Origin of the sequence: Mucilaginibacter glaciei (assembly GCF_014773245.1) — a bacterium.
Lineage (GTDB): Bacteria > Bacteroidota > Bacteroidia > Sphingobacteriales > Sphingobacteriaceae > Mucilaginibacter > Mucilaginibacter glaciei.
Genome location: NZ_JACWMX010000001.1, coordinates 926047 through 951235, shown reverse-complemented (window position 1 = coordinate 951235; position 25189 = coordinate 926047). Strand labels below are relative to the sequence as shown.

At 39.5% G+C, this 25189-nt stretch carries 20 protein-coding genes and 1 tRNA gene; 9 read left to right on the top strand and 12 right to left on the bottom strand.

The window, feature by feature from the left end; translation table 11 throughout:
- Positions 1 to 52 precede the first annotated feature (52 nt).
- The 4 genes from IDJ76_RS04315 to IDJ76_RS04300 are packed head-to-tail and all read left to right on the top strand — an operon-like array spanning position 53 to position 6033.
- Complete coding sequence (locus IDJ76_RS04315) at positions 53 to 1990, top strand: polysaccharide biosynthesis protein (protein WP_191161059.1); 1938 nt, start codon at positions 53 to 55, stop codon at positions 1988 to 1990.
- Positions 1991 to 2632: a hypothetical protein gene (locus tag IDJ76_RS04310; RefSeq protein ID WP_191161057.1), complete on the top strand. Its 642-nt coding sequence runs from the start codon at positions 1991 to 1993 to the stop codon at positions 2630 to 2632.
- Complete coding sequence (locus IDJ76_RS04305; RefSeq protein ID WP_191161055.1) at positions 2629 to 4329, top strand: capsule assembly Wzi family protein; 1701 nt, start codon at positions 2629 to 2631, stop codon at positions 4327 to 4329. The genes IDJ76_RS04310 and IDJ76_RS04305 overlap by 4 nt, the downstream gene beginning before the upstream one ends.
- A gap of 12 nt (positions 4330 to 4341) precedes the next feature.
- A complete protein-coding gene (locus tag IDJ76_RS04300) occupies positions 4342 to 6033 on the top strand; it encodes a capsule assembly Wzi family protein (RefSeq protein WP_191161053.1) in 1692 nt (563 codons plus the stop codon).
- Here IDJ76_RS04300 and IDJ76_RS04295 read toward each other — a convergent pair.
- The 3 genes from IDJ76_RS04295 to IDJ76_RS04285 all read right to left on the bottom strand — a co-directional run bounded on the left by IDJ76_RS04295 (position 6030) and on the right by IDJ76_RS04285 (position 10650).
- Positions 6030 to 7094, bottom strand: coding sequence for a hypothetical protein (locus IDJ76_RS04295; protein WP_191161052.1), 1065 nt, complete (start codon positions 7092 to 7094; stop codon positions 6030 to 6032). The two genes, IDJ76_RS04300 and IDJ76_RS04295, sit on opposite strands and share 4 nt — an antisense overlap.
- Before the next feature lie 3 nt (positions 7095 to 7097).
- Positions 7098 to 9362: an SLBB domain-containing protein gene (locus IDJ76_RS04290; protein ID WP_191161050.1), complete on the bottom strand. Its 2265-nt coding sequence runs from the start codon at positions 9360 to 9362 to the stop codon at positions 7098 to 7100.
- A gap of 217 nt (positions 9363 to 9579) precedes the next feature.
- Positions 9580 to 10650, bottom strand: coding sequence for a glycosyltransferase family 4 protein (locus tag IDJ76_RS04285; RefSeq protein ID WP_191161048.1), 1071 nt, complete (start codon positions 10648 to 10650; stop codon positions 9580 to 9582).
- Between the two features lie 546 nt (positions 10651 to 11196).
- Here IDJ76_RS04285 and IDJ76_RS04280 point away from each other — a divergent pair.
- The gene (locus IDJ76_RS04280) at positions 11197 to 12138 is read left to right on the top strand and encodes an SDR family oxidoreductase (RefSeq protein WP_191161046.1); all 942 of its coding nucleotides are present in this window, start codon (positions 11197 to 11199) and stop codon (positions 12136 to 12138) included.
- 15 nt (positions 12139 to 12153) lie between these two features.
- Positions 12154 to 13257 (top strand): glycosyltransferase, encoded by a 1104-nt coding sequence (locus IDJ76_RS04275; protein WP_191161044.1) that lies wholly within the window; start codon positions 12154 to 12156, stop codon positions 13255 to 13257.
- Here IDJ76_RS04275 and IDJ76_RS04270 read toward each other — a convergent pair.
- The 6 genes from IDJ76_RS04270 to IDJ76_RS04245 form a co-directional block, all read right to left on the bottom strand.
- A complete protein-coding gene (locus IDJ76_RS04270; RefSeq protein ID WP_191161041.1) occupies positions 13254 to 14375 on the bottom strand; it encodes a glycosyltransferase family 4 protein in 1122 nt (373 codons plus the stop codon). The genes IDJ76_RS04275 and IDJ76_RS04270 overlap by 4 nt on opposite strands.
- Entirely contained in the window at positions 14368 to 15066 is a 699-nt protein-coding gene (locus IDJ76_RS04265) for an acyltransferase (protein WP_191161039.1), read from the bottom strand. Before IDJ76_RS04265 ends, IDJ76_RS04270 begins: the two co-directional genes overlap by 8 nt.
- The gene (locus IDJ76_RS04260) at positions 15056 to 16450 is read right to left on the bottom strand and encodes an O-antigen ligase family protein (RefSeq protein ID WP_191161037.1); all 1395 of its coding nucleotides are present in this window, start codon (positions 16448 to 16450) and stop codon (positions 15056 to 15058) included. Before IDJ76_RS04260 ends, IDJ76_RS04265 begins: the two co-directional genes overlap by 11 nt.
- An 11-nt stretch (positions 16451 to 16461) precedes the next feature.
- Positions 16462 to 17391 carry a glycosyltransferase family 2 protein gene (locus IDJ76_RS04255; RefSeq protein ID WP_191161035.1) on the bottom strand — a complete coding sequence of 310 codons (930 nt, stop codon included), beginning with the start codon at positions 17389 to 17391 and terminating at the stop codon, positions 16462 to 16464.
- Positions 17384 to 18646: an oligosaccharide flippase family protein gene (locus IDJ76_RS04250; protein WP_191161033.1), complete on the bottom strand. Its 1263-nt coding sequence runs from the start codon at positions 18644 to 18646 to the stop codon at positions 17384 to 17386. The genes IDJ76_RS04255 and IDJ76_RS04250 overlap by 8 nt, the downstream gene beginning before the upstream one ends.
- An 89-nt stretch (positions 18647 to 18735) precedes the next feature.
- A complete protein-coding gene (locus IDJ76_RS04245) occupies positions 18736 to 20826 on the bottom strand; it encodes a heavy metal translocating P-type ATPase (RefSeq protein WP_191161031.1) in 2091 nt (696 codons plus the stop codon).
- 119 nt (positions 20827 to 20945) lie between these two features.
- On the opposite strand from IDJ76_RS04245, the gene IDJ76_RS04240 reads away from it, so the two are divergent.
- A tRNA-His gene (locus IDJ76_RS04240) sits at positions 20946 to 21019 on the top strand.
- Positions 21020 to 21102: 83 nt separating this feature from the next.
- Here IDJ76_RS04240 and IDJ76_RS04235 read toward each other — a convergent pair.
- Both IDJ76_RS04235 and IDJ76_RS04230 read right to left on the bottom strand, forming a co-directional pair.
- Positions 21103 to 22140, bottom strand: a complete 1038-nt coding sequence (locus IDJ76_RS04235) for an OmpA family protein (RefSeq protein ID WP_191161029.1) — start codon at positions 22138 to 22140, stop codon at positions 21103 to 21105.
- Positions 22141 to 22321: 181 nt separating this feature from the next.
- Positions 22322 to 23182: a sigma-70 family RNA polymerase sigma factor gene (locus IDJ76_RS04230; RefSeq protein ID WP_191161027.1), complete on the bottom strand. Its 861-nt coding sequence runs from the start codon at positions 23180 to 23182 to the stop codon at positions 22322 to 22324.
- 220 nt (positions 23183 to 23402) lie between these two features.
- Between IDJ76_RS04230 and IDJ76_RS04225 the strand changes: the two genes are divergently transcribed.
- Positions 23403 to 24059: a DUF2975 domain-containing protein gene (locus IDJ76_RS04225; RefSeq protein ID WP_191161025.1), complete on the top strand. Its 657-nt coding sequence runs from the start codon at positions 23403 to 23405 to the stop codon at positions 24057 to 24059.
- A 2-nt stretch (positions 24060 to 24061) separates the two neighbouring features.
- Positions 24062 to 24265, top strand: a complete 204-nt coding sequence (locus tag IDJ76_RS04220) for a helix-turn-helix domain-containing protein (protein ID WP_191161023.1) — start codon at positions 24062 to 24064, stop codon at positions 24263 to 24265.
- A 15-nt stretch (positions 24266 to 24280) separates the two neighbouring features.
- Here IDJ76_RS04220 and IDJ76_RS04215 read toward each other — a convergent pair whose 3' ends face one another.
- Positions 24281 to 25120, bottom strand: coding sequence for an MBL fold metallo-hydrolase (locus IDJ76_RS04215; protein ID WP_191161021.1), 840 nt, complete (start codon positions 25118 to 25120; stop codon positions 24281 to 24283).
- Positions 25121 to 25189: the final 69 nt, after the last annotated feature.

Below are 25189 nucleotides of genomic sequence, written 5' to 3'. Positions count from 1 at the left end.
AATTAGATATAGTTATTACATTTGTTATTGTTCTTAAAAAAATAGATTTACCTTGTTTAATCAAATTAATATAGTCCCACGCTGGATAATTTTCACCCTCGATATATTTATCAGTTGTGTATCATTGGTCAGTGCATATTTTATTAAGTATAATTTTGATATCTCCTCATTAAACTACCTTGAGTTTAGTAGAAATATTTTAATCGTAATTGCTATAAATACAGTAGTTTTTTTTACCATAAAAACCTACTCGGGAATCATTAGGTATACCAGCGCACAAGATTCTTTCCGAATACTTTTTGCAGTTTTAGCATCTAACGGCACGTTTATAATTTTAAACTTAGCCACGGTATCTTTTGGTCATGTGCCATTAATATCAAACAGCCTACTCATTGTATCTGCCTTGGCTTGTTTTTTAATGATGGTTACATACCGGGTGGTAGTCAAATACTTTTTTTTACATGTAAAAAACCTAAAATTAGATAAAAGACGCGTTATTATCTACGGAGCAGGCGAGGCAGGTGTAGCTACGAAAAGAACTTTTGATCATGATTACAAGGTGAACAAATATATTGTCGCCTTTATAGATGATGACCAGCGTAAAGTTGGCAAAACAATAGATGGTATTAAAATTTTAGATGCAAAAACGCTTCCAGGCCTAATAGAGCAACATGAATTAGACGAAGTAATTTTCGCCTCATACACTATACCAATTGATCATAAAAATAAGGTGGTTGATATGTGTTTGGAAAATGATATTAAAGTTTTAAATATCCCACCACATGAAGTTTGGGAAAGCGGTAAACTACAGACAACTCAAATTCAAAAGATCAATATCGAAGACTTATTGAATCGTAAAGCAATTGAAATTGATATCACAAGTATCCAAAATGAATTAAATGGAAAACGGATATTAATAACAGGAGCGGCGGGTTCTATCGGCAGTGAAATTGTGAGGCAATTGCTAAAATTTGATGTCGGACTTATTATCATGTGTGATCAGTCTGAAACTGCGCTTCATCACTTATATCTTGAAGTTGAGGAAAGCCATACCGATCTTAACTTTCATGCTTACATAGGCGATGTGAAAGATGAGCGGAGAATGCAAAACTTATTTGATACTTATAAGCCCCATTACGTTTACCATGCCGCCGCTTACAAGCATGTGCCAATGATGGAAGATAATGCTTCCGAGTGTGTTAAAACAAATGTTTTAGGAACCAAAACTATCGCAGATCTTGCTGTTAAACATGGTGTACTTAAGTTTGTGATGATATCTACAGATAAGGCTGTAAACCCTACCAATGTAATGGGTGCATCAAAGCGTATAGCCGAAATTTATGTTCAGTCATTGAATAAGATAATTCATGTAAAGGATTTTAATCTCGGTAGTGGTTTAGCGAATTTAGTAAATACTCCTACGGGCACTAAGTTTATAACTACACGCTTTGGTAATGTACTTGGTTCTAACGGATCTGTGATCCCAAGGTTTAAACAGCAAATTGAAAAAGGCGGCCCCATTACAGTAACACACCCCGAAATTACCAGATATTTTATGACTATCCCCGAAGCCTGCAGGCTTGTGCTAGAAGCTGGTTGTATGGGTAACGGAGGCGAGATTTACATATTCGATATGGGCAAATCAGTAAAAATTATTGATTTAGCTAAACGAATGATTCGCCTGGCTGGGTTAGTACCTAACCATGATATAAAGATTGAATACTCGGGTTTAAGGCCTGGAGAAAAACTGTTCGAAGAATTGCTAAATGATAATGAGAATACTATGCCTACCCATCACGAAAAGATAATGATAGGTAAAGTACGGGAATATGGATTTGGCGAAATTGAAGGTCAGATAGCTGGCTTGATACAGCACGCCAAAAATAATGATGATCTACAAGTTGTTAGGGGAATGAAACAGATTGTTCATGAATTCAAAAGCAAGAATTCTGTTTTTGAAGAAATAGATATTGCACTAAATAGCCTATAAATGAAAATAAAATTACTTGCTTATGCGGTAGTTGTTTGTTTAATTTCCTGCACTAAAACGGTTCAAAACGAGGTGGAGGTATATGGTAATGATTTTGATACCGCCGATCTTACTCATATAACTAATGGACGTATTATAAAATTCAATAATACGGCGGTTTTAGGCAATTATAATAACGATGGGTTCGCTCTTACCATCAATGATCTGCCTAAACATGATTTGGTTACTATTTCATATGACCTTTATATACACGATAGCTGGGATGGAAATAAGTTAGCACCCGATGGGCCGGATATTTTTAGCATGTTGGTTGATGGCAATCCCTACATCAATGCTTCCTTTTCAAATTCGCCTTGTGGCGTTGGTGTGTTTTGCGAACCTCAATCTTACCCATTAGATTATCCCAACAATTATAGCAATCCTAAAGCCGGCGCATTCCGTACAGATTTACCCGGCCTATGTAATTTAGCTACCAATCCTAACGGTACTACTCTTTATAAAATTCAGAAAACTATAAGGCATTCAAAGAGCACATTAATATTGCAGTGTTTAGATAAATTAATTCAAACAAATACAGCCGACCCAAAATGTGATGAAAGCTGGTCGGTAGATAATATCCGGATTAAAGCAATTGCCTTATGAGAGTGTTAAAGTTTATTTTAGTTTGTTTATTTTTACAATTTGCAAAAACAACCTCATATGGCCAAACGCTGCCTGTAGGTGCTACCGCTGTTGAAGATTATTACCGCAACGGGCAGTTATTAGGGCTTACAGATACTAATGTTTCTTTTACAGTAAGGCCTATTTTCCCTGCCCTGCTAAAAGGCCGCCGAAATGCATATTATCCTGATACTACGGAGCTACGCTATAATTTGTTAAATGCTGATGGGCAATGGCAACAAAAAGGTAGTAAGCTTAAAATAAGTTTGTTACCGGTTAGTTTGCAAACGCAATTCAACTCACACCATCCATACGGTTGGAATGATGGAGCGATGATTCCGTCAAAGGGGCTTCAAACGCTTATAAGTGCAGGTATTTATTTAGACTATGGTATTTTGAGTGTTCAATTCAAACCTGAATTTGTAACAGCAGCAAATTCGGAGTTTGAAACTTTTAATAATGGACACTATGATGTTATTTTTGCCCGCTATTATGATATTTATAATAATATAGACCTGCCTGCCCGTTTCGGCACCAGCAGCTACAACAAGGTATATTGGGGGCAAAGCAGCATCCGTTTAAATTACAAAGCGCTGTCATTCGGGTTATCAACAGAAAGTTTATGGTGGGGGCCAGGCATCCGTAGTTCGTTGCTAATGAGTAATAATGCACCGGGTTTCGCCCACCTTACCTTTAATACCATCAAACCTTTAAAAACGCCCTTGGGATCATTTGAGGGGCAGTTAATTGCCGGCCGGTTAGAAAATTCGGGGTTTGCACCCTTAGTACCCGACCACAGCTATTTTGGGACAAATCTTTATATCCCTAAACCTAACGACTGGCGGTATCTGGCTGGTGTTGTATTAACCTGGCAGCCTAAATGGATACCCGGCCTGTTCTTGGGTTACGATCAAAGTTCTCAAACCTATGGGAAGGATTTAAACGGTATAAGGGATTATTTGCCTTTGTTTACAACAGTTAAACCTGTTACCGCACCTGATGGTGCTATAAATAAGCAAGATCAGCGAAGCGCCATGTTTGTAAGGTGGTTATGGACTAAAGAACAGGCAGAGGTTTATTTTGAGTATGGGCATAATAACTACACCAATGATGCTACCCAAGATGTTTTAACGCCCGATAAATCGCGCGCCTACATTTTTGGATTAAGAAAAATATTACCGTTTAACAGATCACGTAATGAAAACCTGCTGATTGGCCTTGAGGTGACCCAGTTGCAAGAAACATCGATAGATAATATTAAAGGTGGTTATGAATGGTATGTCAATAAAAATATCAGGCAGGGCTATACTAATCATGGCGAAGTATTAGGGGCTGGTATAGGGCCTGGTGGTAACTTGCAATCATTAAATGTGAGTTGGATAAAAGGACTTAAAAAACTAGGGATACAAATTGAACGCTATGCGCATAACAATGATTTTTACTATTATGCGTACTACGATAGCGGCGATTTCAGGCGACACTGGGTTGACCTTAGTTTTGCAGCTAACGGAGAGTGGAATTACAAAAATTTGATATTTAATGCCAAGCTAATGGGCGTTCAATCAATAAATTACCAATGGTATATCAATCAGGTTCAACCGGCAGATGCGCCTTATTTTGTAAATGGTATCAATGCATTTAATCTGCAGTTACAGTTAGGTGCAACATACAGGTTCTAAACACGCAATAGTATGAGAAAAATATTTTTTTTATTGGTGATTATTTGTGTGTTTGCGACATTATCTACCAAAATATGGGCACAATCCATACCTGTTGGTGGCCCTTTAGATGATTATTACAGAAGGCAGCAGCTACTTGGTAAGGTTGATTCTAACATTTCATTCACAATGCGCCCTCTTAATCAGTCAGCGTTGAAGGTTAAGGATATATTTAACCCGGATACCACATTAAGAAAAGATAGTTGGACCCGAACCGGGCCGTTAACATTCGGAAGTGGTAAGGGGCTAATTCAAATTCTGCCTTTAAGTTGGCAGCAGCAATTCAATTCCGATCATCCTTATGGTTGGAATGATGGGCCTATGATACCAGCTAAAGGATATCAGACTTTGATAAGCGGTGGTGTTTTTATAAAATACGGCCCTCTGAGCATCCAACTCCGGCCGGAGTTTGTCTATGCAGCAAATCCTAAATTCAACGGTTTTGCATCAGGCCATACGGGTGATGACCTGCGTTCATATTACTTTTACAACTCATTTATTGATCAGCCGGAGCGTTATGGCAACGGATCATACAGCAAGGCCTTTTTAGGACAAAGCAACGTTTTGCTAACGTTTAATCCTATTGCATTTGGGCTGTCAAATGAGAATATATGGTGGGGGCCAGGCGTTCGTAATGCGCTAATTTTAAGTAACAATGCCCCAGGGTTTAAACACGCAACGATACATACTACAAGGCCTATAAAAACATTTTTGGGATCTTTTGAAGGGCAAATCATAGCAGGGCGGTTAGATGCGTCAGGATACACCCCACTATTGGACGTTACGTCGCTGCCTGATGGCACCAATCTGAATATTCCAAAAAGAGACGACTGGCGTTATTACACAGGCTTTAATTTAAACTATCATTTAAGGTGGGTGCCGGGTTTAACTTTAGGGCTTACCCGTACCTTTAACGCATACAGCAACGATGTTAGCGGCTTTAGTGGGTATTTTCCGTTTTTTGTTCCTTATCAAAAACAAACTATAATTAATGGCGATCCATTCCCCCGTGATCAATATACTTCGCTGTACGCCAGGTGGTTATTTAAAAAGGCACAGGCAGAGGTTTACTTTGAGTATGGTCTTAATGATAATTCGTACAATTTAAGAGATTTTTTGGGTTCTCCGGATCATTCAAGAGCTTACATATTCGGTATCCAGAAAATGATACCATTTAACGGTAAGGCCGATCAAAATATCTTGGTTAGTGCCGAAGTAACCCAACTTTCACAAACGCCGGATAGGTTAGTAAGAGATGCCCTTGGTTGGTATATTCATAGCGGAGTAAATGATGGGCAAACAAACCTTGGGCAGATACTGGGCGCAGGAACCGGTTCAGGTGGCAATCTGCAGTCATTTGATTTAAGTTGGGTAAGCGGCTTAAAACGTTTAGGAATCAACTTTGAGCGTTATGAGCACAATGTTGACTTTTACCGGATCGCATTTCCTGACATAAATGGTAACAGCCGTAAATGGGTTGATGTTGCCTTGGCTTTACAAGGGGAGTGGAACTACAAAAATTTAATATTAAACACGAAATTACAAGGGATAAAATCTTACAATTATCAGTGGATCTTAAAGAATTACGATCCTTCTAAATACTACATCCCTAATAACGATGTGTTTAACTTTCACGGTGAATTGGGCGTAACCTATCGGTTTTAATTAACCGGTTTCCGGGTAATTAGTGTGTAAAAGCTGAAAATAATAGCTGAAATGACTAATCCTGCTAAAATTGCGATAGAGTACTTTAATCTATTCTTCTTCAACGGAAATTCCGGTTCATCAACAACTTGTACTGTTGGAGTCTCTTGTGCCAGCGAAGTTTTACTTGCTTCAAGATTCTTAACCGTTTCTGTAAATATAGTACTCAATACTATTTTATCGCGTTCTTTTACCTCAACATTCGCATTCACATTTGTGTAAGCAGGGTTAAGATCTAACAGGTTTTGATTTGTTGACGATAAAGAATACGTTTTTTTGTTAAGTATTTGCCCAATGCTATCAGCACGGTGCTGCAATCGTTCCACGTTATTTCTTAACCGCTTGGTTTTTGTAGTGATGAAAAAATCTGTTGATTGCTTTATCATTCGAACGCAAAATAACTGCGCAAGCTTTTCATCTTTCATCGTGGTATTAACCTCAAAAAAACCCAGTTTTTTATCGGTTTTCGCAATACCAAATTCGCCAGACAGTATTAGTGTTGTCATCTCATGTAAAAGACTATCCTGGAGCCTTGTATTGTGCCTGTCATCCGTTGGGAACCTTGTTATCTTACCGTCTGGACTATATTTTAACCATTTTTTGTTCAGCTTGTAAACGGCTGCATATTTATCTGCAAGTGTTTGCGTGCTATCATACGGAGTAAGCAACGTTTTTTTGATCAATTTTTGGCTTTTAATCAATTCCTGCACATTGTCGCCGGCCAGTACGCCACTTGCACCCCCAATACCATCTAAATTAAACCCAAATTGGCCTGCTAAAGCAGATAAGCCGCCTGCTGATCCAGAAGATTTTGCGTCGTCAACTACAAAGGTTAAACGGGCGGTATACGTAGGTGTCCATAACCAGGCAGTTAAAGCGCCCAATGAAGCGCCGGCTATAAGCACCGCCACTAAAGTCTTTTTAAATTGCAATATATATCCAACATCACTTAGCCTGTCATTAACGAGTTTTCTGAACGAAAATTCCGGCTCGTATGGGTATGGGGTATTATCCTGGTTCATGTGTTATTTGTATAGAATAGCAAATAAACTAACTAACGCAGTCAAGGCAGCTGCAAGTGGCGCAATGTCACCAAAGCCAACTTTAAATCGATTGTCAGGCGTTTTCTCCGGAACAATAATCTTACTGCCTGGTTTTACTGTGGGGTACACTCTAAAGAACAGAAAATGCCTAACCGGTCTGTTTAAACCGTCGGGGTACTTAATATATGCTCCTTTTAACCTCGCATTTTCCGTAGTACCTGCTGCGGCGTTAATATAGTATTTAAAGCGGCTTCCATTATAGGTTACGTACTGCGGGTTATTAACCGCACCCGATACCTCAACATAAGATATTACACGTGGTACGTATATGCTATCACCGGGTAAAAGTATCATGTTTGTTTTTACCTTTTGGCTTGTATTTGTTGTTGAAAGGTCAAGGTTAACCCTAACACCTTTACGATAAACCTGGGCATTTTGCAAAGATGCGTAAGGGGTTAGCCCCCCTGCGCGCTTTAGAAAATCTAAAGCGTTTTCGTCACGCTTTTGCACCGCATAGTCTCCCGGGAACAAAACTTCGCCTTTAACAGCAACATTCCCTAATGACCGATAGTTCACCAGCCTTGGCACATAAATGTAGTCCATAGGCTGCAGCTCAATGTCAGGTGCGCTTGCGAGGGTCTTATCCATATCAACAGTAAAGGTGTTTACCAGTTGATTGGCAACACTGTCACTTTCATTTTTGATGATCCTTGAAACTTCAACGTGATGATCGGCAGCCTCGTCATCAAAGCCTCCCGCCATTGCTATCAAGTCTGCCAGTTTCATGCCTTTACGGTAAGTTATTACCAAGGGGTTGCGCACGTATCCGCTGATGGTTATCTTTTGGTTGGGTGTAAACACATCCCGATCTAAAATAACAACAGAGTCCTCGCGCAGAAGCGGGATATCGTTTCGGCCGTTCATAATATCTGCCGGTTTAAAAGATATGGACTCGCGTTCCAGGTTAGGAAGCGTACGTTTTATATATCCACGTTCCATGTAAGCTTCTGGTTTAAGCCCTTGCGCCTTTTTTAATAATTCTGACAAGGTGAACCCTGCAGACAATTCATAGGTGCCCGGGCGAAAGACCGAACCTTCTAAAGTTATACGGTTGGTATAGCGGTTCGTAATAGCACCAATGGTTACCATATCGCCGTTGCGCGGTATGTAATTCTCAAACATATTTGCCGGCACATCTTTTACTTCGCGCTCCAGGGTGTTGATCTGGTCAATCTTGGCTATGCCTTTATAAGCAATATCCGTGTAGCCGCCGGCATATTTGATTAGGTCATCCAACTGCTCATTATCTTTAAGCTCATAAATAGCCGGTCGCTTAACTTCGCCTGTAATGGCTACCCGTTTTTTGTACACCGGGATCCTGATAACATCCTGATCCTCTAACCGCACATTACCGCTTAATAACCCCTGCTGTAAAAAGCTGTAAAAATCAACCGTTTTAAATACCTTATTATTACGTATCAATTCAATGTTTCTTAATGATCCGTTGGTGTTTGGCCCGCCCGAGTTATACAAAACATTAAATAAAGTTGATAAAGAAGATAAAGTGTAGGATCCGGGAGTTTTTACCTCGCCAACTACCGTGATTTTAATACTACGGGTATTACCCAGGTTAACAGTTAACTGCGTTTGGCCGGAACTTAAACCAGGATAGATTCTGGTCATTTTGTTTCTGATCAAGGTTGTTGCCTGGTCTATGGTGAAACCGTTTACATATATGATGCCTGCGTAAGGTACTTGCAGGTTTCCTTCGGGGCTTACCTTTGATCGTACACTGGTTTCGTTAAGCCCGGTAACTAATACAATAACTTCATCACCCGGGCCTAAAACATATCCCTTTGGGGTGGCAACAGAAAAATTAGGTTCGAATTTTATGGATGATTGATTGAAAAAATCTGCACCATAAATGGCGAGCGTTGCAGGAGCGGTGGTTGTCGCTTGGGTAGCTGCTTTGCTTTTAGGTTTGCCAACACTATCTATGATATCTCTTGAAAAATCTATTTTGGCCTTTTCGGCACCTGATGACGTTTTGGATGCAGTTTTTTTATTGAGCCCTAAAAGTGTGACCCGGTCTTTAAATGCCTGAACCTCGCCCGGCGACAATCCTTTTTGTAGCATCAGTTTATAAGCCTCCTCTTCGGGTATGCCAGAATCTTGCAAGCGTTTCCAAACCTGAGTTATTTGCTCGTCAGACAGCTGACTAACTTTAACGTTCTGGATATTGCTCATTGATATATTTTGAGCATACATCTTATTAAAAGGGGTAATGAAAGCTATAAACAGGAGTAGCAATAAATATTTAAAACGCATGTAGTAATTAATGTTAAACTAAGCTTACAAATATAAAATATTAAATGAGTGTAATGCTATTTTTGGTTTATCGGAACGGTCTGTCCATACTCATAACTTATGCTTAAGTTTTAAGTTTTACCAGCTTGCATTTAATTTATTTATTAACGGCAGCTTTATATGCGTCAAAGGTTTGCTCGGCCGCTTTAAGCCAGGTGTGCCAGGTTTTAATTTTTTGAGCGAGCGAATCGTCAAAATTAGCTTTTGCCGCTTTTTCTACAGCTGCCCTAATGCTTTCAGGGCTTTCTGGTGTACAATAAAAAGCGTAATCACCAAAATAATCCTTAGTATCGCCTTTATCAGTTATAACAATATTGCAGTGCATTAAGGCGGCTTCTAAAGTACTTAAGCCCGTAGTTTCAAACCAACTGGCCAGTACATGCACCTTTGCCATTTGATAATAGTTAACCATTTCATCATGCGGGATTCTATTCAGGAACTTAACGTTTGGCCCGGCGACCGCTTTGCATTTGTTGAAATAGGGTAACTGCGTAGGGGACGGTGCACCAATAAGTACCAATTTATAATCGGTTCCGTTAAGGGCCTTTATCAGGTTGAGCTGATTTTTACGTTTTTCTATTCTTCCTACACAAATTATTAACCTTTTATCTTTTACAATTTGCGGGTCATAGAGAAATTTATCGGGGTTGATGCCGTTTGTTATCACCACACCTTTTACATTAGTGTAGCTGTTTACAACACGGTTCATTTCTGATTGCGAATTGGGCAAAATAGCCGCGGCCTTGTTTAAAACTTCAACAACGCTTTTGTGCTGGCCATTCCAAAGATATCTTAACGGGATTGTTTCTTTAAACCTTAACCAACGCGATACGATCCTTAAGTAATCTTTGGCATCTTCAGACAGCCAAGAGAATAACGTATTTGCTACTGAAGGGTGATATTTGTCATAGTCACCGTAAGGGCAATGAATAGTTGAGATAACAAAGGGCATTTTAGCCAAGTCGCTATGGTACAGTATGGCAGCAGGTCGAGTAATATGAAAAAAATTAAGTAGATCGTATTTTTTATAAGGTATTGGTTTGTTTGATAAAAAAATATCTACCTCAACATCTAAATTTCTTAATTGCCTTGCCGTTTGATCAATTTGTACGGTGTCACCACCAGCTATTGTGTATAGGTTTGGCCTGACAATAAAAGCTACTTTCATCTTTATATAATTATCACTATCAAATCCGGATAGAAAGGTGGCAAAGTTAACGTTTAATTTTTTAGGCGGGATAAGTCATTGATTATAGATGCGGATCGCGCATAGAAACTTAAATATCAAAAGAAAAAAAAATTCTAATGGGAATCTTGTATACCATCAATTGCTTTTCAATCAAGAAATAATCCATTCATTTCAGCCGTCAAATTATCCACCACTTTATTAATTTATCAAGCTTAAACAAAACGAGTTGTTAATTGTAGTAATAAGATTAAAGTTGCTTTTGATTTTACTTTTACATTTTTGATAAACCTTAATCCGTTTTTAACGTTTAAAGAATTGGGAGTCTACAATTATTTTTAATAAAATAATTTTGTGCGCATTGTCAATGAAATATTGATAATAAAAATAGCGATCAGGTACTTATTCGGAAAAAAGATAATGGTTGTAAAGCAAAAAAAAGTAATTTTGCTGAGAGGTGTGTAAAATCACACCTGGTAGCAGTTTAGCGCATCTACCAAGTTTGCTATAATAGCTATAACGTTTTATATGAAAAAAAAGATTTACATTGCTGGTGCTGGAGGTATGCTTGGCGAGGCTTTTTACCGCATTTTTAAAGATGATTACGAACTAAAGTGTACTGATAAAGACGTTAATGAAAAATGGCTTAGTTTTTTAGATTTTCGTGACTTCGAGAAGTATAAAAAAGAAGTAGCGGCTTTTAATCCGGATTATCTGTTCCACTTGGGCGCCTACACTGATCTTGAGTATTGTGAGCTGAATTTAGATGACACCTATTTAACTAACACAACAGCTGTAGAAAACGCGGTTTATATTGCTAATAAACTTAATATTCCATTACTATATATAAGCACAGCAGGTATTTTTGACGGCAAAAAAGAGTTTTATGATGATTGGGATGAACCTAACCCACTTGGCCATTACGCCCGTTCAAAATATATGGGCGAACGATACGTGCGCGAAAACGCTCATCGTTTTGTAATTTGCCGTGCCGGCTGGATGATGGGTGGTGGACCTGAAAAAGATAAAAAGTTTATTAACAAGCTTATAAGGCAATTAGCTGCCGGTAAACGGGAATTACATATTGTTGACGATAAGGATGGTACCCCAACGTTTACCGTCGATTTTGCAAAAAATGTTAAGTTATTAATTGAAAAGGAATATTGGGGCTTGTATAATATGGTTTGCAATGGCGAGACCAGCCGTTTTGAAGTTGCTGAAGAGTTGGTTAAGATATTAGGTTTACAAAACCATGTTACCGTTAATAGTGTGGCATCAAGTTATTTTGAGCATACTTATTTTGCGCCAAGGCCCCAATCTGAACGTTTAATAAACAGGAAATTAGAGTTAAGGAGCATGAATATTATGCGCGATTGGAAAGTGGCTCTTAATGAATATGTTACAGACTATTATTCGGATTTTTTGAGGGATAATATTCCTGCAGTTAAAGATGTTATAAGCCTATCATAATCGGTTTTTTTAGCAATGCGTATAGCTGCTTTTGGTTTTCGTTCTGTTCCGCCCTCAAAAGGTGCTGCAGGTGCAGACAAATTTGCAATTGAACTTTTCCCGAGGTTAGTGAAACGCGGTCATAAAGTTGTTGCTTATAATAGACGTTATCCGGATGTTTTTGTGGATGTTACCGAGTATAAAGGTGTAACCGTAAAAACAATCAAAACAACTAGCAAAAAAGGATTTGACACACTGTGGCACTCTTTCAGATGTACCCTTGATATTATTTTGAATAATACAGCAGATATTGTGCACATCCAAAATGGAGGCAACAGCATTTGGGCATTACCGCTAAGGCTGTTTGGTAAAAAGGTTTTTATAAGCCAAGATGGGGTAGATTGGAAACGCGACAAATGGCCATGGTACGGCAAGCTTTACTTAAAACTTTCATCCTTTATAACCGCACACGTACCTAATGAAGTAATATTCGATAATGTAATTGCCAAAAAACTATTTGAGGATAAGTTTAATAAACAGTTTAAGTTTATACCCTTTGGCAGTGAAGTTGAACCCGTGAGCGGCGACACCACAATATTAGCAAAGCTTGGCCTTGAAAAAGGATCTTACTATTTGTTTGTAGGACGATTTATACCCGATAAAGGCTTGCATTATTTGATCCCCGCATTTGAAAACTCTGTATCAAAAAGAAAATTAATTATGATTGGAGGTTCGCCCAATCCGTCTTCTTATGAGCAGCAGTTGTTTGACATGGCAAGTGATCAGATTATTTTCCCTGGTTATGTTTATGGCGAAGATGTAAATACGCTGATGCTCAACTCCTATTGCTATATCCAACCGTCGGATGTTGAGGGTTTATCGCCTGTGGTTTTAACGGTGATGGGCCTAAAAGTGCCGCTTATTGTGAGTGATATCGAAGAAAATGAATATGCAGTATTAGATACCGCTCGTAAATTCAAAAAGGGTAATATCGCCTCACTTACCGAAGAAATAAATTTTTGTGAAACCCATTACTTCGAAATGTTGGCATTAGCGGAGAAAGCGCAGACGCGTGCATTGACAGCATTCAATTGGGAAAAGGTTGCTGATGAGCACATAGAAGTGTTTGCAAATAGCTAAACTGCATTTTTAAATAGTTTTACAAGTTCCACCGCCGCTTTTTGCCATGAAAATTGTGCTAAACGTGCTCTTCCTTTATCGATCATATTCTGCCTTAGTATAGGGTTATCCAATACCTTTCTCATCTTATCATAAATGTCGTCTAAGTTTTTGGGATCGAATAATAGTACAGCATCACCGCCAACTTCCGGCAGGCTTGTATTATCGGATACCAGCACTGGTAAGTTATATTGAAAAGCCTCTAAAACCGGTATACCGAAACCTTCATTCAACGAGGGGAACACATAAATTGATGCATTACTATACAAAGTGCCGACCTGCTCATCAGTTATATAGCCGGTCAAGATCACATCTCTATCCAACTTGTTTTCTTTAATAGCATTTAAGATTGGAAGGTGATCACTCTCAGTCCCCGAAGGCGAAGACGAACCGGCCAATACCAATTTTAGGTTGGGGTAACCATCTTGTTTTAACTTTCCAAAAGCATTGATCAATGCGGGGATGTTTTTACGCTTAAACATCGAGCCCACATGTAAAATATAATTACTCTTAAATAGCCCAAATTGCGTAAGCAGCTTTAACGAATTTTCGTTGGGTTTCTTCTCTTTAGGTCCTTCAGCAACTACCACTAATTTATTTAAAGGTATGTGTGTATACTGGTTGATCTGCTGGCGTGCGTACAACGAAGGCGTAACAATAAATGGCGACCGGCGCGCAGCAGGCATTGCCGTCTTTAAATAAAGCCATAACCACATCTTTCCATAATGCTGCGGGTTCTCAAAAAAAAACGCATCGTGAAAAACCGGGATGGTTTTATACCCAAAATGAACAAATGGCACAACGGTATCAGTACAAAAAACAATATCGCATCCTTTTAAAGAAGCCTTTAAAGGCAAGATAAGCTGTTTCCAAAGTTGAAATCGTAAATGTTCTGCCAGGGAAAGCAATCTATTTTTCCCTGTATAAACAGGGATACAGGTGTCAATGAAATAAAATCTGACATCGGGCAGATCCATTTTTTTGAAAGCTTTGCAAATTTCTTCTAAATAGGTTTTGGTACCTGTTTGTGCAGTTTGCAGGTCACGGATATCTACACCGATGGTTAAGGTTTTAGGCATCGGTACGTCCCTTTATAACTTTTGCGGGTACACCGGCAACTATCGAGTCAATAGGTACAGATTTTGTAACCACGCTACCTGCCGCTACCACACAACCATCACCTATTTCAACACCCGATAGAATAGTGGTGCCGGCACCTATCCAGCAATTATTGCCAATGGTTACTCCATTCCGAGTTACTCCCTGGTCTTTAATTATAGTGTCCAATCCGGCATAATTATGATTTTCTGAAAAAATCTGCACATTTGGCCCCATTATAACGTCGTTGCCAATAGTAATACCACCCTGACCCGCAAAGTAGGCCCGGGCGCTTATGCCGGTGCGGTCGCCAATAGTGATACCCGTACCTTTTTGAGAAATAACGCCGGTACAAAACAGGATAGAATCACGGGCAATAGAAACTTGGTCACCCAATTTAATACCATTTACCGATAGGGCGTTTATACTTACATTGTCTTCCAGTATTAGATTTTTACCGGCATATAAAAGGTACCCGTGGCGTATCTTTACATTACTGCCAACAAATAGTAAACCACTGCACTTTTTTATATAAATACGGCGCCATAACCCCCGCAATACCTGTTCAAACCTAACCTCGGTGACACTAAGCAGATCGCGAAGGGTGTAGGTACTTTCCCATTTGTAATCAGGATCGCCCTTCAATTTGCGGATTAGTTTTTCAATTACCATTTATAGCAGTTTGTAATTGTACATTTCTGGGCCGCATAATTATGCTGATCAGCAGGCCCGACAAAAACCAGTTCATGTAAGATATATAAGAGGATGATTCGGCCTCTGATGTTAATAACGGTATTAAGATACCTACTTTAAATAGTAAAACGGCTAAACACACTTTACGTTCTTTACCCTTTAATTTGGGCAACCACTTAACGCCTAACCTTACAAACATAATGTATATGGCCAAGTACAAAGACAGTGCGATTATACCTGCCTGTACGCCAATGATTATGAATTGATTTTCGCCGCCTATGTTTTCTCCGAGGCTGCCCGCTACACGCCCCGAGGTACCCAAGCCCAATCCAAGCGGGCTATCAACCATCGCCATAATTCCTTGCACCCATTCTACCACGTGCCCAACGCTTGATGGGTTACTAAAGTCGATCGTGTTCATTACTACTTCTACCAAGCCGGATTTTTGATCCTCGAAGCGGGTAAAAAGGTATATTACATAAGCCGCGCCTACTGCAACAAAAAAGTGCACTGTATTAGTGATTAATTTGCGTTTGGTTAACAGGGCATATACATAAATTACCAAAAAGTAACTGGCTAACGGCGCGCGCGATAGCGCGAATATGATAGACAAAAACGAAGCCCCTAACGCCAGCAAGCCCACCACTTTGATATTAAGCTGGTTATTGTCGCGCGTATACAAAGCAAGGATCACCGCTAACGCCAGCAAGGTGGCTGAGGCGTGCTCGAGCGGATTTGCAAAAAAACTCGCAAAGCGCATATAGCCGCCTTCGGATTCAAACGTCCAGCTGAGGCCAAAGTTACCGCTGGGTTCAAAGTTGAAAAAATAGTAGCTGTAATCGGCATATCCTGTCATTGATTGCAACTGGCGTTGCATAACCAATTCAAAAAGTAATACTGCGCCCGCGGCTATAGTAAGCAATACTATATAATTAAAATACTTATTGACGTAAACGTCTTTAAGATCCATTAAACGCCCGGTAAAGTAAACCACTATAAAAAATGAGGTGCTTTTAAAAGCCATCAGCCGGTTCACAAATGTTTGCTCGCCAACGGGTAATAGGGCATAAAGAAAAGTATAAAGCAAAAAGGCAAGTATAGTATAGTCAATTATATGAAAACGTGGCCGTTGCTTTAAATTTATAATAGTTAATGTTAAGGTACTGATGATAAGTACCTCTTTAAAAAATTGTAGGAAGGGTACAACGTCTTTTAGCCCCAATAGAAAAGACACCGACATTGCCGTTGTATAGGTGGACAATCCGAAGATCAGAAATAAAAGTACGGCCTGCCTGTTCCCTTTAAAAACTTCCCGCATGGCTACAAAAAAGGAAGTGATATAGATTAATGGAAAAATGAACATGCTAAATAGGGCTACAAATATTTATCGGGCCAAATTAGCCTTTTTGGAGTTGAAATTCCTTCTTTTATCCCTTTAATTAACTGGGTTGCTTTTTGGCCGCGGCCACGTATTTTAAAGTAAGCCAATACAGCGGCATAGTATAATCCAAACCGGATAGCATATACAGGGAAAAATAGTGCGTTGCCATATCTGCGTAAGATCCAAATACGATTGCGGCTGGTATAATAATGAATAACCGGGCTCAAAAAACCTTCTTTTTTGGGTGCCGACACCTTTGCAGATACCCCGGCTTCGTGATACATTTTGGAGGAAGGCAAATAATGCAGTTCAAACCCAGCTTCGCGCAATCGTAACGACAGGTCTACATCTTCATAGTATAAAAAGAAAAGCTTGTTGAATAACCCGCTTTTAAGCAATGCATCGTTGCGTAATAACATACAGCAGCCGGTAACCCAGTCTACCCGGCTAAAAGTCTGATTTGCATTTGGTACGTTGGTTGCCGAGGTTACAGAACCGCTGATTTTTTTAAAACTACCCTCACCGTTCCAGATAGCGGCCTTATTGTGCATCCAGTAAATTGCGGGTTGTACAGCAGCGGCATTTCGGTATTTGTTAAGGTGTGCGGTTAGTTTGGTTAAAATATCTTCATCAACCAATGTATCCGTATTCAGCAAAAGCGAATAGGTGTAACCATTCGTCAGGCTGTATGTTAACGCCCGGTTGTTACCTTCGGCAAAACCAAGGTTCTCTTTATTATCTATAAAAATCGCATCAGGGAAAGCTTTCTTTAAAGTTGCTATCGAATTATCCGTAGAGCCGTTATCTGCCACGATAATATCAAACAACGTTTCATCACAATGCTGTTTTAAGGAGTTTATACACTGTGTTGTATGCTCAGGCGTATTCCAGTTTAAAAGTATTACTGCGGTTGACTTAGGCATGTTGTATAGGTAGCTTTTTTATAGTGTACTCGTACATTAGTAATGCACACAATTCAACAATCAGGGTAAACGCACCAACAAACTGATTATGGTTGGAATTTAACAGAAAAAAAGTAACCAAAATTGAAGTGAAAAATAACACCACAGCGATACGGAAAATATAGATCGTATTGTTTTTCAGGAGCTGATCCAAAACGTTCAATACATTTAAAGCCGAGATCGTAGGTACAAAAGCCATGATCCGCAGAAAAAGCACAGCGGTAGGGTCATGATGTTTAGTGAGGATAAAAATGATCCAATCGGCAAGTAAAAATATTAGTAACGATCCGGCGAAGAATAAAACCGTTAACAGGTATTTAGTTTTACGCCTGTAAACGTTCCATTTTACAATGCTATCCTGATAGATGATTGCTGCGTTGGGGTAAAGCGCGTTTGATATGGTAATTAGCAAGATCCGGCATTGGCCTATAATCCGGTCACAAAGCGTATATGCGCCAAGCAATGTAGCATTGCCCCATAATGGCATCACAAAAATAATTATGGTTTGCTGTAGGTTAACTGATACACTATTTACAGTAAGGTAAAAATTACTCTTCGCAATTTTTGATATTCCAGGTAATGAAGGGATTTTAAAACTCAACCGCTGCCGTTTGTTAAAATACATAAGCAAGCCCAGGTAAGTGATGGTGTTTGCCATGCCCAATAAAAAGTTAACCCATTTGGCATCGCCAGATAGTTTTATGAAAAACATGAGCGATAAAAGGCACACAACATTCGAGAGCAGGTTATAGGCATTGAACAACCTTAACTTTTCTATCCCATTAAAAAAACATAAAGGGTTAAACACTTCTGCTAGTACAATAGGAGTTGCCAACAAAATATAATTGTAATAGGGGACAGGCGTGAATTTTAAGATGATCAGCAAAAGGATGTACCCGGCAAAAATCAGTAGCCTAATCCATAAAGTGTCATAAAACACGATGCTTAGTTTTTGGGGTTCATCACGGTTAAAGGCAATATCCCTTATCCCCGTTTGGCTGGTGCCGTAGTTAACTACAGTGCCTGCAAGTTGCGCAAAGCGGCTGCTGAACATCACCAATCCAAATTCTGTGATCCCAACAACACGGGTTATCACCAAAACACTCAATACAATTAACAACGTATTGGAAAGCTGTATGCCGCTTAAGTTGAAGAAGTTAGAAATGATGTTGGTTTCTCTTAGCTTATGATAAGAGCCTATTAAGCGTTGTCTCAAATTTTGCAGGTGCTAACGAGCAAATTTAGCTTATTTTACTTAGAAACAAATTTGAATAACAGCCAGAAAATTAAAGTGTCTATAAATTGTTAATGTACTTTTTTAATTTTTAAGCGCAACGAATTGCCGATAACAATAACGTCAGAAAATGCCATTGCCAGCGCGCCAACCATTGGGTTTAAAAAGCCCATTGCCGCTACCGGGATAGCTATGATGTTATAAGCAAATGCCCAGAAAAGGTTTTGCTTAATGGTAAGTAATGTATGCCTGCTAATCTGCAAAAATTTCACTACAGACTGCAAATCGGTGTTTAGCAAAATCACACTGGCCGATTGGATGGCGATATGGCTGGCATCATTCATAGATACGCCAACATCTGCTTGGGTGAGGGCGGGGGCATCGTTTATGCCATCGCCAATCATTATAGTTTTGCCCTTTTCGCGGTAAATATCAACCACCTTTAATTTATCTTCCGGCAACATTTCCGCATGCACATCCTCTATCCCCAATATTTTGGCAACCGATGCGCAACGCGATTTTTTATCCCCACTAAGTAATATTGGCGTAATACCCATTTTTTTTAAAGTGGCTATCAGCTTTGCGGCATCTGGCTTAATGGTGTCGTCGACCGAGATTTGCGCGATCAGTATTTGATTGCGATATAGCGACAGGTTAAAGTTGTCATCCGTTTTTTGCTTGGCGGTCCCCAGGAAGTAATTGTTGCCCTCAATATCCTCGGCACGCATACCCAAACCCTTCTCTTCCGTGGCCGACATTAAAATAACCTTTTGCTGTGGTTGTCCTTGTAAGCCCGTCACTAACGATTTTGCGATAGGGTGGTTAGAGCGTTCTTCGATTGCGGTTATAGCCCCTCTGATCAGTTCAATGTCTGATCCGTTAGCTGCCTTAATATCGTTAATGCTAAACTTACCGGTAGTTAAGGTTCCGGTTTTATCAAACAGAACGTATTTTGTATTAGCAACGGCTTCAATGGTGTCGCCACCTTTTATCAGGATACCATTTTTAGCAGCCCGGCCCAAACCTACCATTACAGCAGTTGGTGTTGCCAACCCCATAGCGCATGGGCAAGATATAACCAATACCGCGATCGCGTTCATCATAGCCCGTTGTGCGCCCGCATCTGTTGCAAAATAGGTAATTACAAAAGTTAATAATGCAATCAGAATTACTATCGGCACAAATATCGATGCCACCTTATCGCCCAGTTTTTGTACAGGTGGTTTAGCCGCCTGGGCTTTCTTCATTAGATCTATAATTTGCGATAGCAAACTATTACTTCCCACTTTGGTAGCCATTATTTTGAGGTTACCCTGATGTACAATAGTGCCGCCTATTACGGTGCTATATTTGCTTTTATTAACAGGGATGCTTTCGCCGGTTATCGTAGCTTCATTAACTAACGCGTCGCCTGATAGCACCTCACCGTCAACAGGAACCTGGTCGCCTTCGTTTACCAGCAAAATATTGCCTGTCTCTACAGCCGAAGCGCTTATAATTTCGATGCCCCCGTTAATAACACGGTTGGCATTAACCTGCTGAAACTTCATCAGATCTTTAACGGCCGATGTGGTTTGGTTTACAGATCGTTTCTCTAACACGTTGCCCAACAGAACAAGTGTAATGATAGTGGCGCAGGTTTCGTAAAAAAGATAGGATTCGCCGAGATGCTGAAACGTGCCCACCAAGCTGTAGATAAATGCTGACGATGAACCTATAAAAATAAGTACATCCATATTGGGCACACCATTTTTAACGGAACTAAAGGCACTTTTGCCAAAATGCTGACAACCCACTAAAAATACGGGCAGGCATAGCGTTAATTGTAAAAGCGGATTGTGTAACAAGTGCCACGGAAACAGCATGTGCAGTAGGAGAGGAGCGGTAAACAGCGCGCAAAAAATAAGTTTGTTCTCAACTTTGTCATAAAATGGTGTAGCTATGGGGTGAGCATCATCCACCACTTTAAAGCCAAGATTTTCGATATCTTTGATAACCTGGGGCAAAACGGCACTATCGGCGGTGCTGAATTTTACTTCTTCTGAAGCGAAGCTAACCAGCACATTCTGAAAGCCTTTCTTTTCCAATAGTTTATGGATACTCATTGCGCAATTGTTGCAATGCATACCCGTAACGTTCAACTCCACTAATTGCTCTGCCATATATTTACAAAAATAGGCATTAATTAAAATCGTTCTAAATAGTTAGGGTAAGGTGATTGTAATTTTAAAAAAGCTTTGCAAATTAGCTTAAGATTTCTATTTTTGCAGCCTCCAACACGGTAGATGTAGCTCAGTTGGTTAGAGCATCGGTTTGTGGTACCGAGGGTCGTGGGTTCGAGCCCCATCATTTACCCAAAAGGCCTTAGCAATACGCTAAGGCCTTTTTTGGTTTTAATAAAAATTTCTATTTTTTGTCTGGCTCAGTTTTTCGCTATATTACAATTTCACCAACTCTACCCGTCTGTTTTTTGCTTTGCCTGCCTCGTTAGTATTATCTGCAATCGGTTTTGATGAACCATAACCAGCAGCCTTTAATCTTGACACACTGATCCCCGACTTAACGAGTGTTTCCAATACAGTTGTTGCCCTGCTTGTAGATAAGGTCTTGTTGTTTTCTACCTTTCCGGAATTATCCGTGTGCCCCTCGATGGACAATTTTAAAGTAGGATCGTTTTTTAATACCGTAGTTATTTCGTCAACAGCTTTGATTCCATCGGGCAGCAGGGTGCTTTTATCAATATCAAAGTTGATGTATACAGTTGCTTTTCCGGTTTTGTCCAAGTCATTCTTAATAACGTCCGACTTAATGATACTAACAGTTGGTATTTCGGCACTACCTTTTTTTAAGATGTTAATGTACCCACCATTTTCCCAAAAGCTTAATTCTATCCATACTTCGGCATCAGCGGTTCTGATCACATAGGTATTTACATGGTTTAGTGTGAACTCATTGGCGCCGATAATGCCGTAAGAATGGTTTTCTTTCTCTAAAACGCCTTTGCCAATTTTATCAATCTCGCCCGGTAATATTTTCGACGATATTTGAACACCACCCAAGGTTGTAATCGCATTTTCATAAGCCTTACTTACAATCTGTACGTTAAACGGCGTTTCCTTGTCATTTTTATAAATATTAGATTTAAAGGTTTTCCCCTCGACCGCCAAAAGTTTACTGTCTACACCAAAATGTAGGGTCTCCAAATCACTTTTTGTAAAGTCGTTAAAGCGGTATCCTTCGGGTGCGGTTAAGTATGGGAATTTACCAATATCTTTCGTGCTTACCGGAATTTTGTTGATGTCGAATTCGCTGGAATCAGATGTGGCAGTTGCGGTGGGCGAAACTGTTTGGGCACCATCCTTAACATTGGTTTGGACACTGGTCGAATCTGTTACGGCAGAGTTTTTAGCCGACTTATTGCCACATGCCGTTAAAAATAGGCTGCCTAACAATAATGCGTAAAAAGAGTTTTTCATTTGATTTAACATAAGGTTTTGTTAAGCGTTATAACACTTTTTGACTCCCTAATGTTTTATGATTACTGAATATCCCAGGTTGAAAATATATTTTAAAAAACTTAGTTCGGTATAATTTGATTCAAAAAAAAAGCCTCCGGTTTTTAATGGGAGGCTTGAGGAATTCTATAAGGTAAATTTACTATCCTAAATAGGATTTTAGGATCTTGCTTCTTGAGGTATGACGAAGCCTTTGCAAAGCTTTATCTTTTATTTGCCGTACGCGCTCACGGGTTAAGTTGAATTTTTCACCAATTTCTTCTAAGGACAGTGGTTGATTACTACCTAATCCAAAGAACAATACAATAATTTCGCGCTCGCGCTCTGTTAAAGTAGATAGGGAGCGTTTGATCTCTTCTGATAAAGATTCATTTATCAGGTTTGAATCTGTATTCGGTTCACGGTTCTCCAGTACATCTAACAAGGTGTTTTCTTCGCCCTGTACAAACGGTGCATCCATAGAAACATGTCGGCCGGAATTACTTAAGGTATCAGAAATCTTGTCGACCGTGGTTTCCAACATATCGGCCAGCTCTTCGGGAGATGGCTCACGCTCATACTCCTGCTCTAATTTAGAGAACGCCTTGCTTATCTTACTCAGCGAACCGACTTGGTTTAGTGGTAAACGAACGATTCGCGACTGCTCTGCAATGGCTTGCAGGATACTCTGGCGAATCCACCAAACGGCGTAGGAGATAAACTTAAAACCTTTGGTTTCATCAAAACGCTTGGCAGCCTTAATCAAGCCTAAGTTACCTTCATTGATCAGGTCGCCCAATGTAAGGCCTTGATTTTGATATTGTTTGGCTACAGAAACAACAAAACGAAGGTTGGTTTTTGTAAGGCGCTCTAAAGCGGCCTGGTCACCTTCTCTAATTTTCTGAGCTAAGATTACTTCTTCTTCGGCAGTTATTAGATCCACTTTACCAATCTCGTGAAGATATTTGTCGAGAGATTGCGACTCACGATTGGTGATGGATTGCGTTATTTTGAGTTGTCTCATCTATTTATCAGCCTCTGTTCTTATAATTAGGATTTAACGTGCAAACGTACAAATTTGTTTCTAAAAATAGTAGAATATTGCCAGTAATACGAGCGTTTTAATACAAAAAACTGCAAATATTTTTTTAATTGACGTTTAACTAATATTTATTGCAATTCAATAAATAAATTTTGATTTGTAATAAATATAAATTTAATTTGCACACCTTAAATTGATGTTTATGAAAAAAGTTCGTGCGTTACAAATACTGGTTTATGTGGTATTTGGATTGCTGATTATTCAAAATGAAGGCGGTGCACTTTACAAGGGCTTTGTTGAGGGTTTTAACCCGGTAAGTTATACCTCCAATGGCGATAGAGTTCAAAACGGACTGCTGTTACCTTATGTACTATTAGATCATAATTTGGTTACACATAATATTAACAACGAGTTGAAAATTAATGCCGGTTACACATTAAGCAATATAACTGTAGTAGCCGATATAAGCTTAGATAAAAAGACCGCCAACCTATCACCTCAATGGTTCGCTCCGGTTAAATTTCTTTTGATCGCACTTACGCTGCAGGTGCTTTACACTATCGCTAAAACAATTAACCAAATCATTAAAAGTATTTACCAGGATGACATGTTTAGCGAACACTGCATCAAATTAATAAGAAAAACGGGGATTTATATTATTACTTATTCATTAGTAGATTATATTTACTCATGGTTAACGTATGCCGAAAGAAAAATACTGCTTGGCTCAACTTTAGTCTCGGTAAACAATACATCATTCAGTTTTGAGGCGGTACTTTTAGCCATATTTGTGTTCATCATTGCCGAGGCCTTTAAGCAAGGTGCCAAATTAAGAGAACAACAAGAGTTAACTATTTAATTATGCCGATCATAATCAACCTGGATGTAATGATGGCTAAACGCAAAATGTCGCTCAACGAATTAAGCGACAGGGTGGGCATAACCATATCTAATCTTTCTATTTTAAAAACAGGTAAAGCCAAAGCCATCCGCATAGAAACACTCGAAGCCATTTGCAAAGCGCTGGATTGCCAGCCGGGCGATATATTGGAATTTAGAGATTAGACAGGTTACTGGTTTTTAGATCTCCTTCAGCTTAAACGTTTCCTTTACCTTGATCCCTTTTTCTGTTTGCTGTAAGGTACAACATTCGTTAACCGGGTCATGTTCCAGGTACAGAATGTATTCCTTTTCAACAGCTTCGTTCAAAAACGCTTTCTTTTCGCGCAGGGTTTTCAGCGGGAACATATCATAAGCCATAACGTACGGCAGGGGCAGGTGACCGGTAGAAGGCAGCAGATCGGCCATGTACAAGATCTGTTTGCCTTTATAACTGATCTGGGGTAGCATCATCGCATCCGTATGGCCAAATACGTAACGGATGTTGATATCATTGGTAAAACTAATTCCATCATCTACTCCTACAAATTTCAACTGCCCGCTTTCCTGTATCGGCAAAATGTTTTCTTTTAGGAAAGAGGCCTTTTCGCGTTCATTCGGGTTAACCGCCCAATTCCAATGCTGCTCGTTGCTCCAATAAACGGCATTTTTGAAAGCCGTTTTCAAGGTTTCGCCCTCACGGACAACCGCACCGCCCACATGATCAAAATGTAGATGCGTTAAAAACACATCGGTAATATCATCCCGATGGAAACCAAGCTTTTTTAACGATTTATCCAACGTGGCATCGCCGTGTAAATAGTAGTGACTAAAGAATTTTTCGCTTTGTTTATCACCTATGCCGGTATCTATCAACATCAACCGGTTACCGTCTTCAACCAGCAGGCAACGCATAGCCCAGGTACATAAATTGTTATCGTCGGCAGGGTTTGTTTTTTGCCAGATAGATTTGGGCACCACGCCAAACATTGCGCCGCCATCCAATTTAAAAAAGCCGGTATCAATGGTATGTAGTTTCATTTTAGGTACAGTTGAATATCAGGAAGTGAAGGTAGTATTTTATTTAATCGACTTTTAAAGGGTAATGCT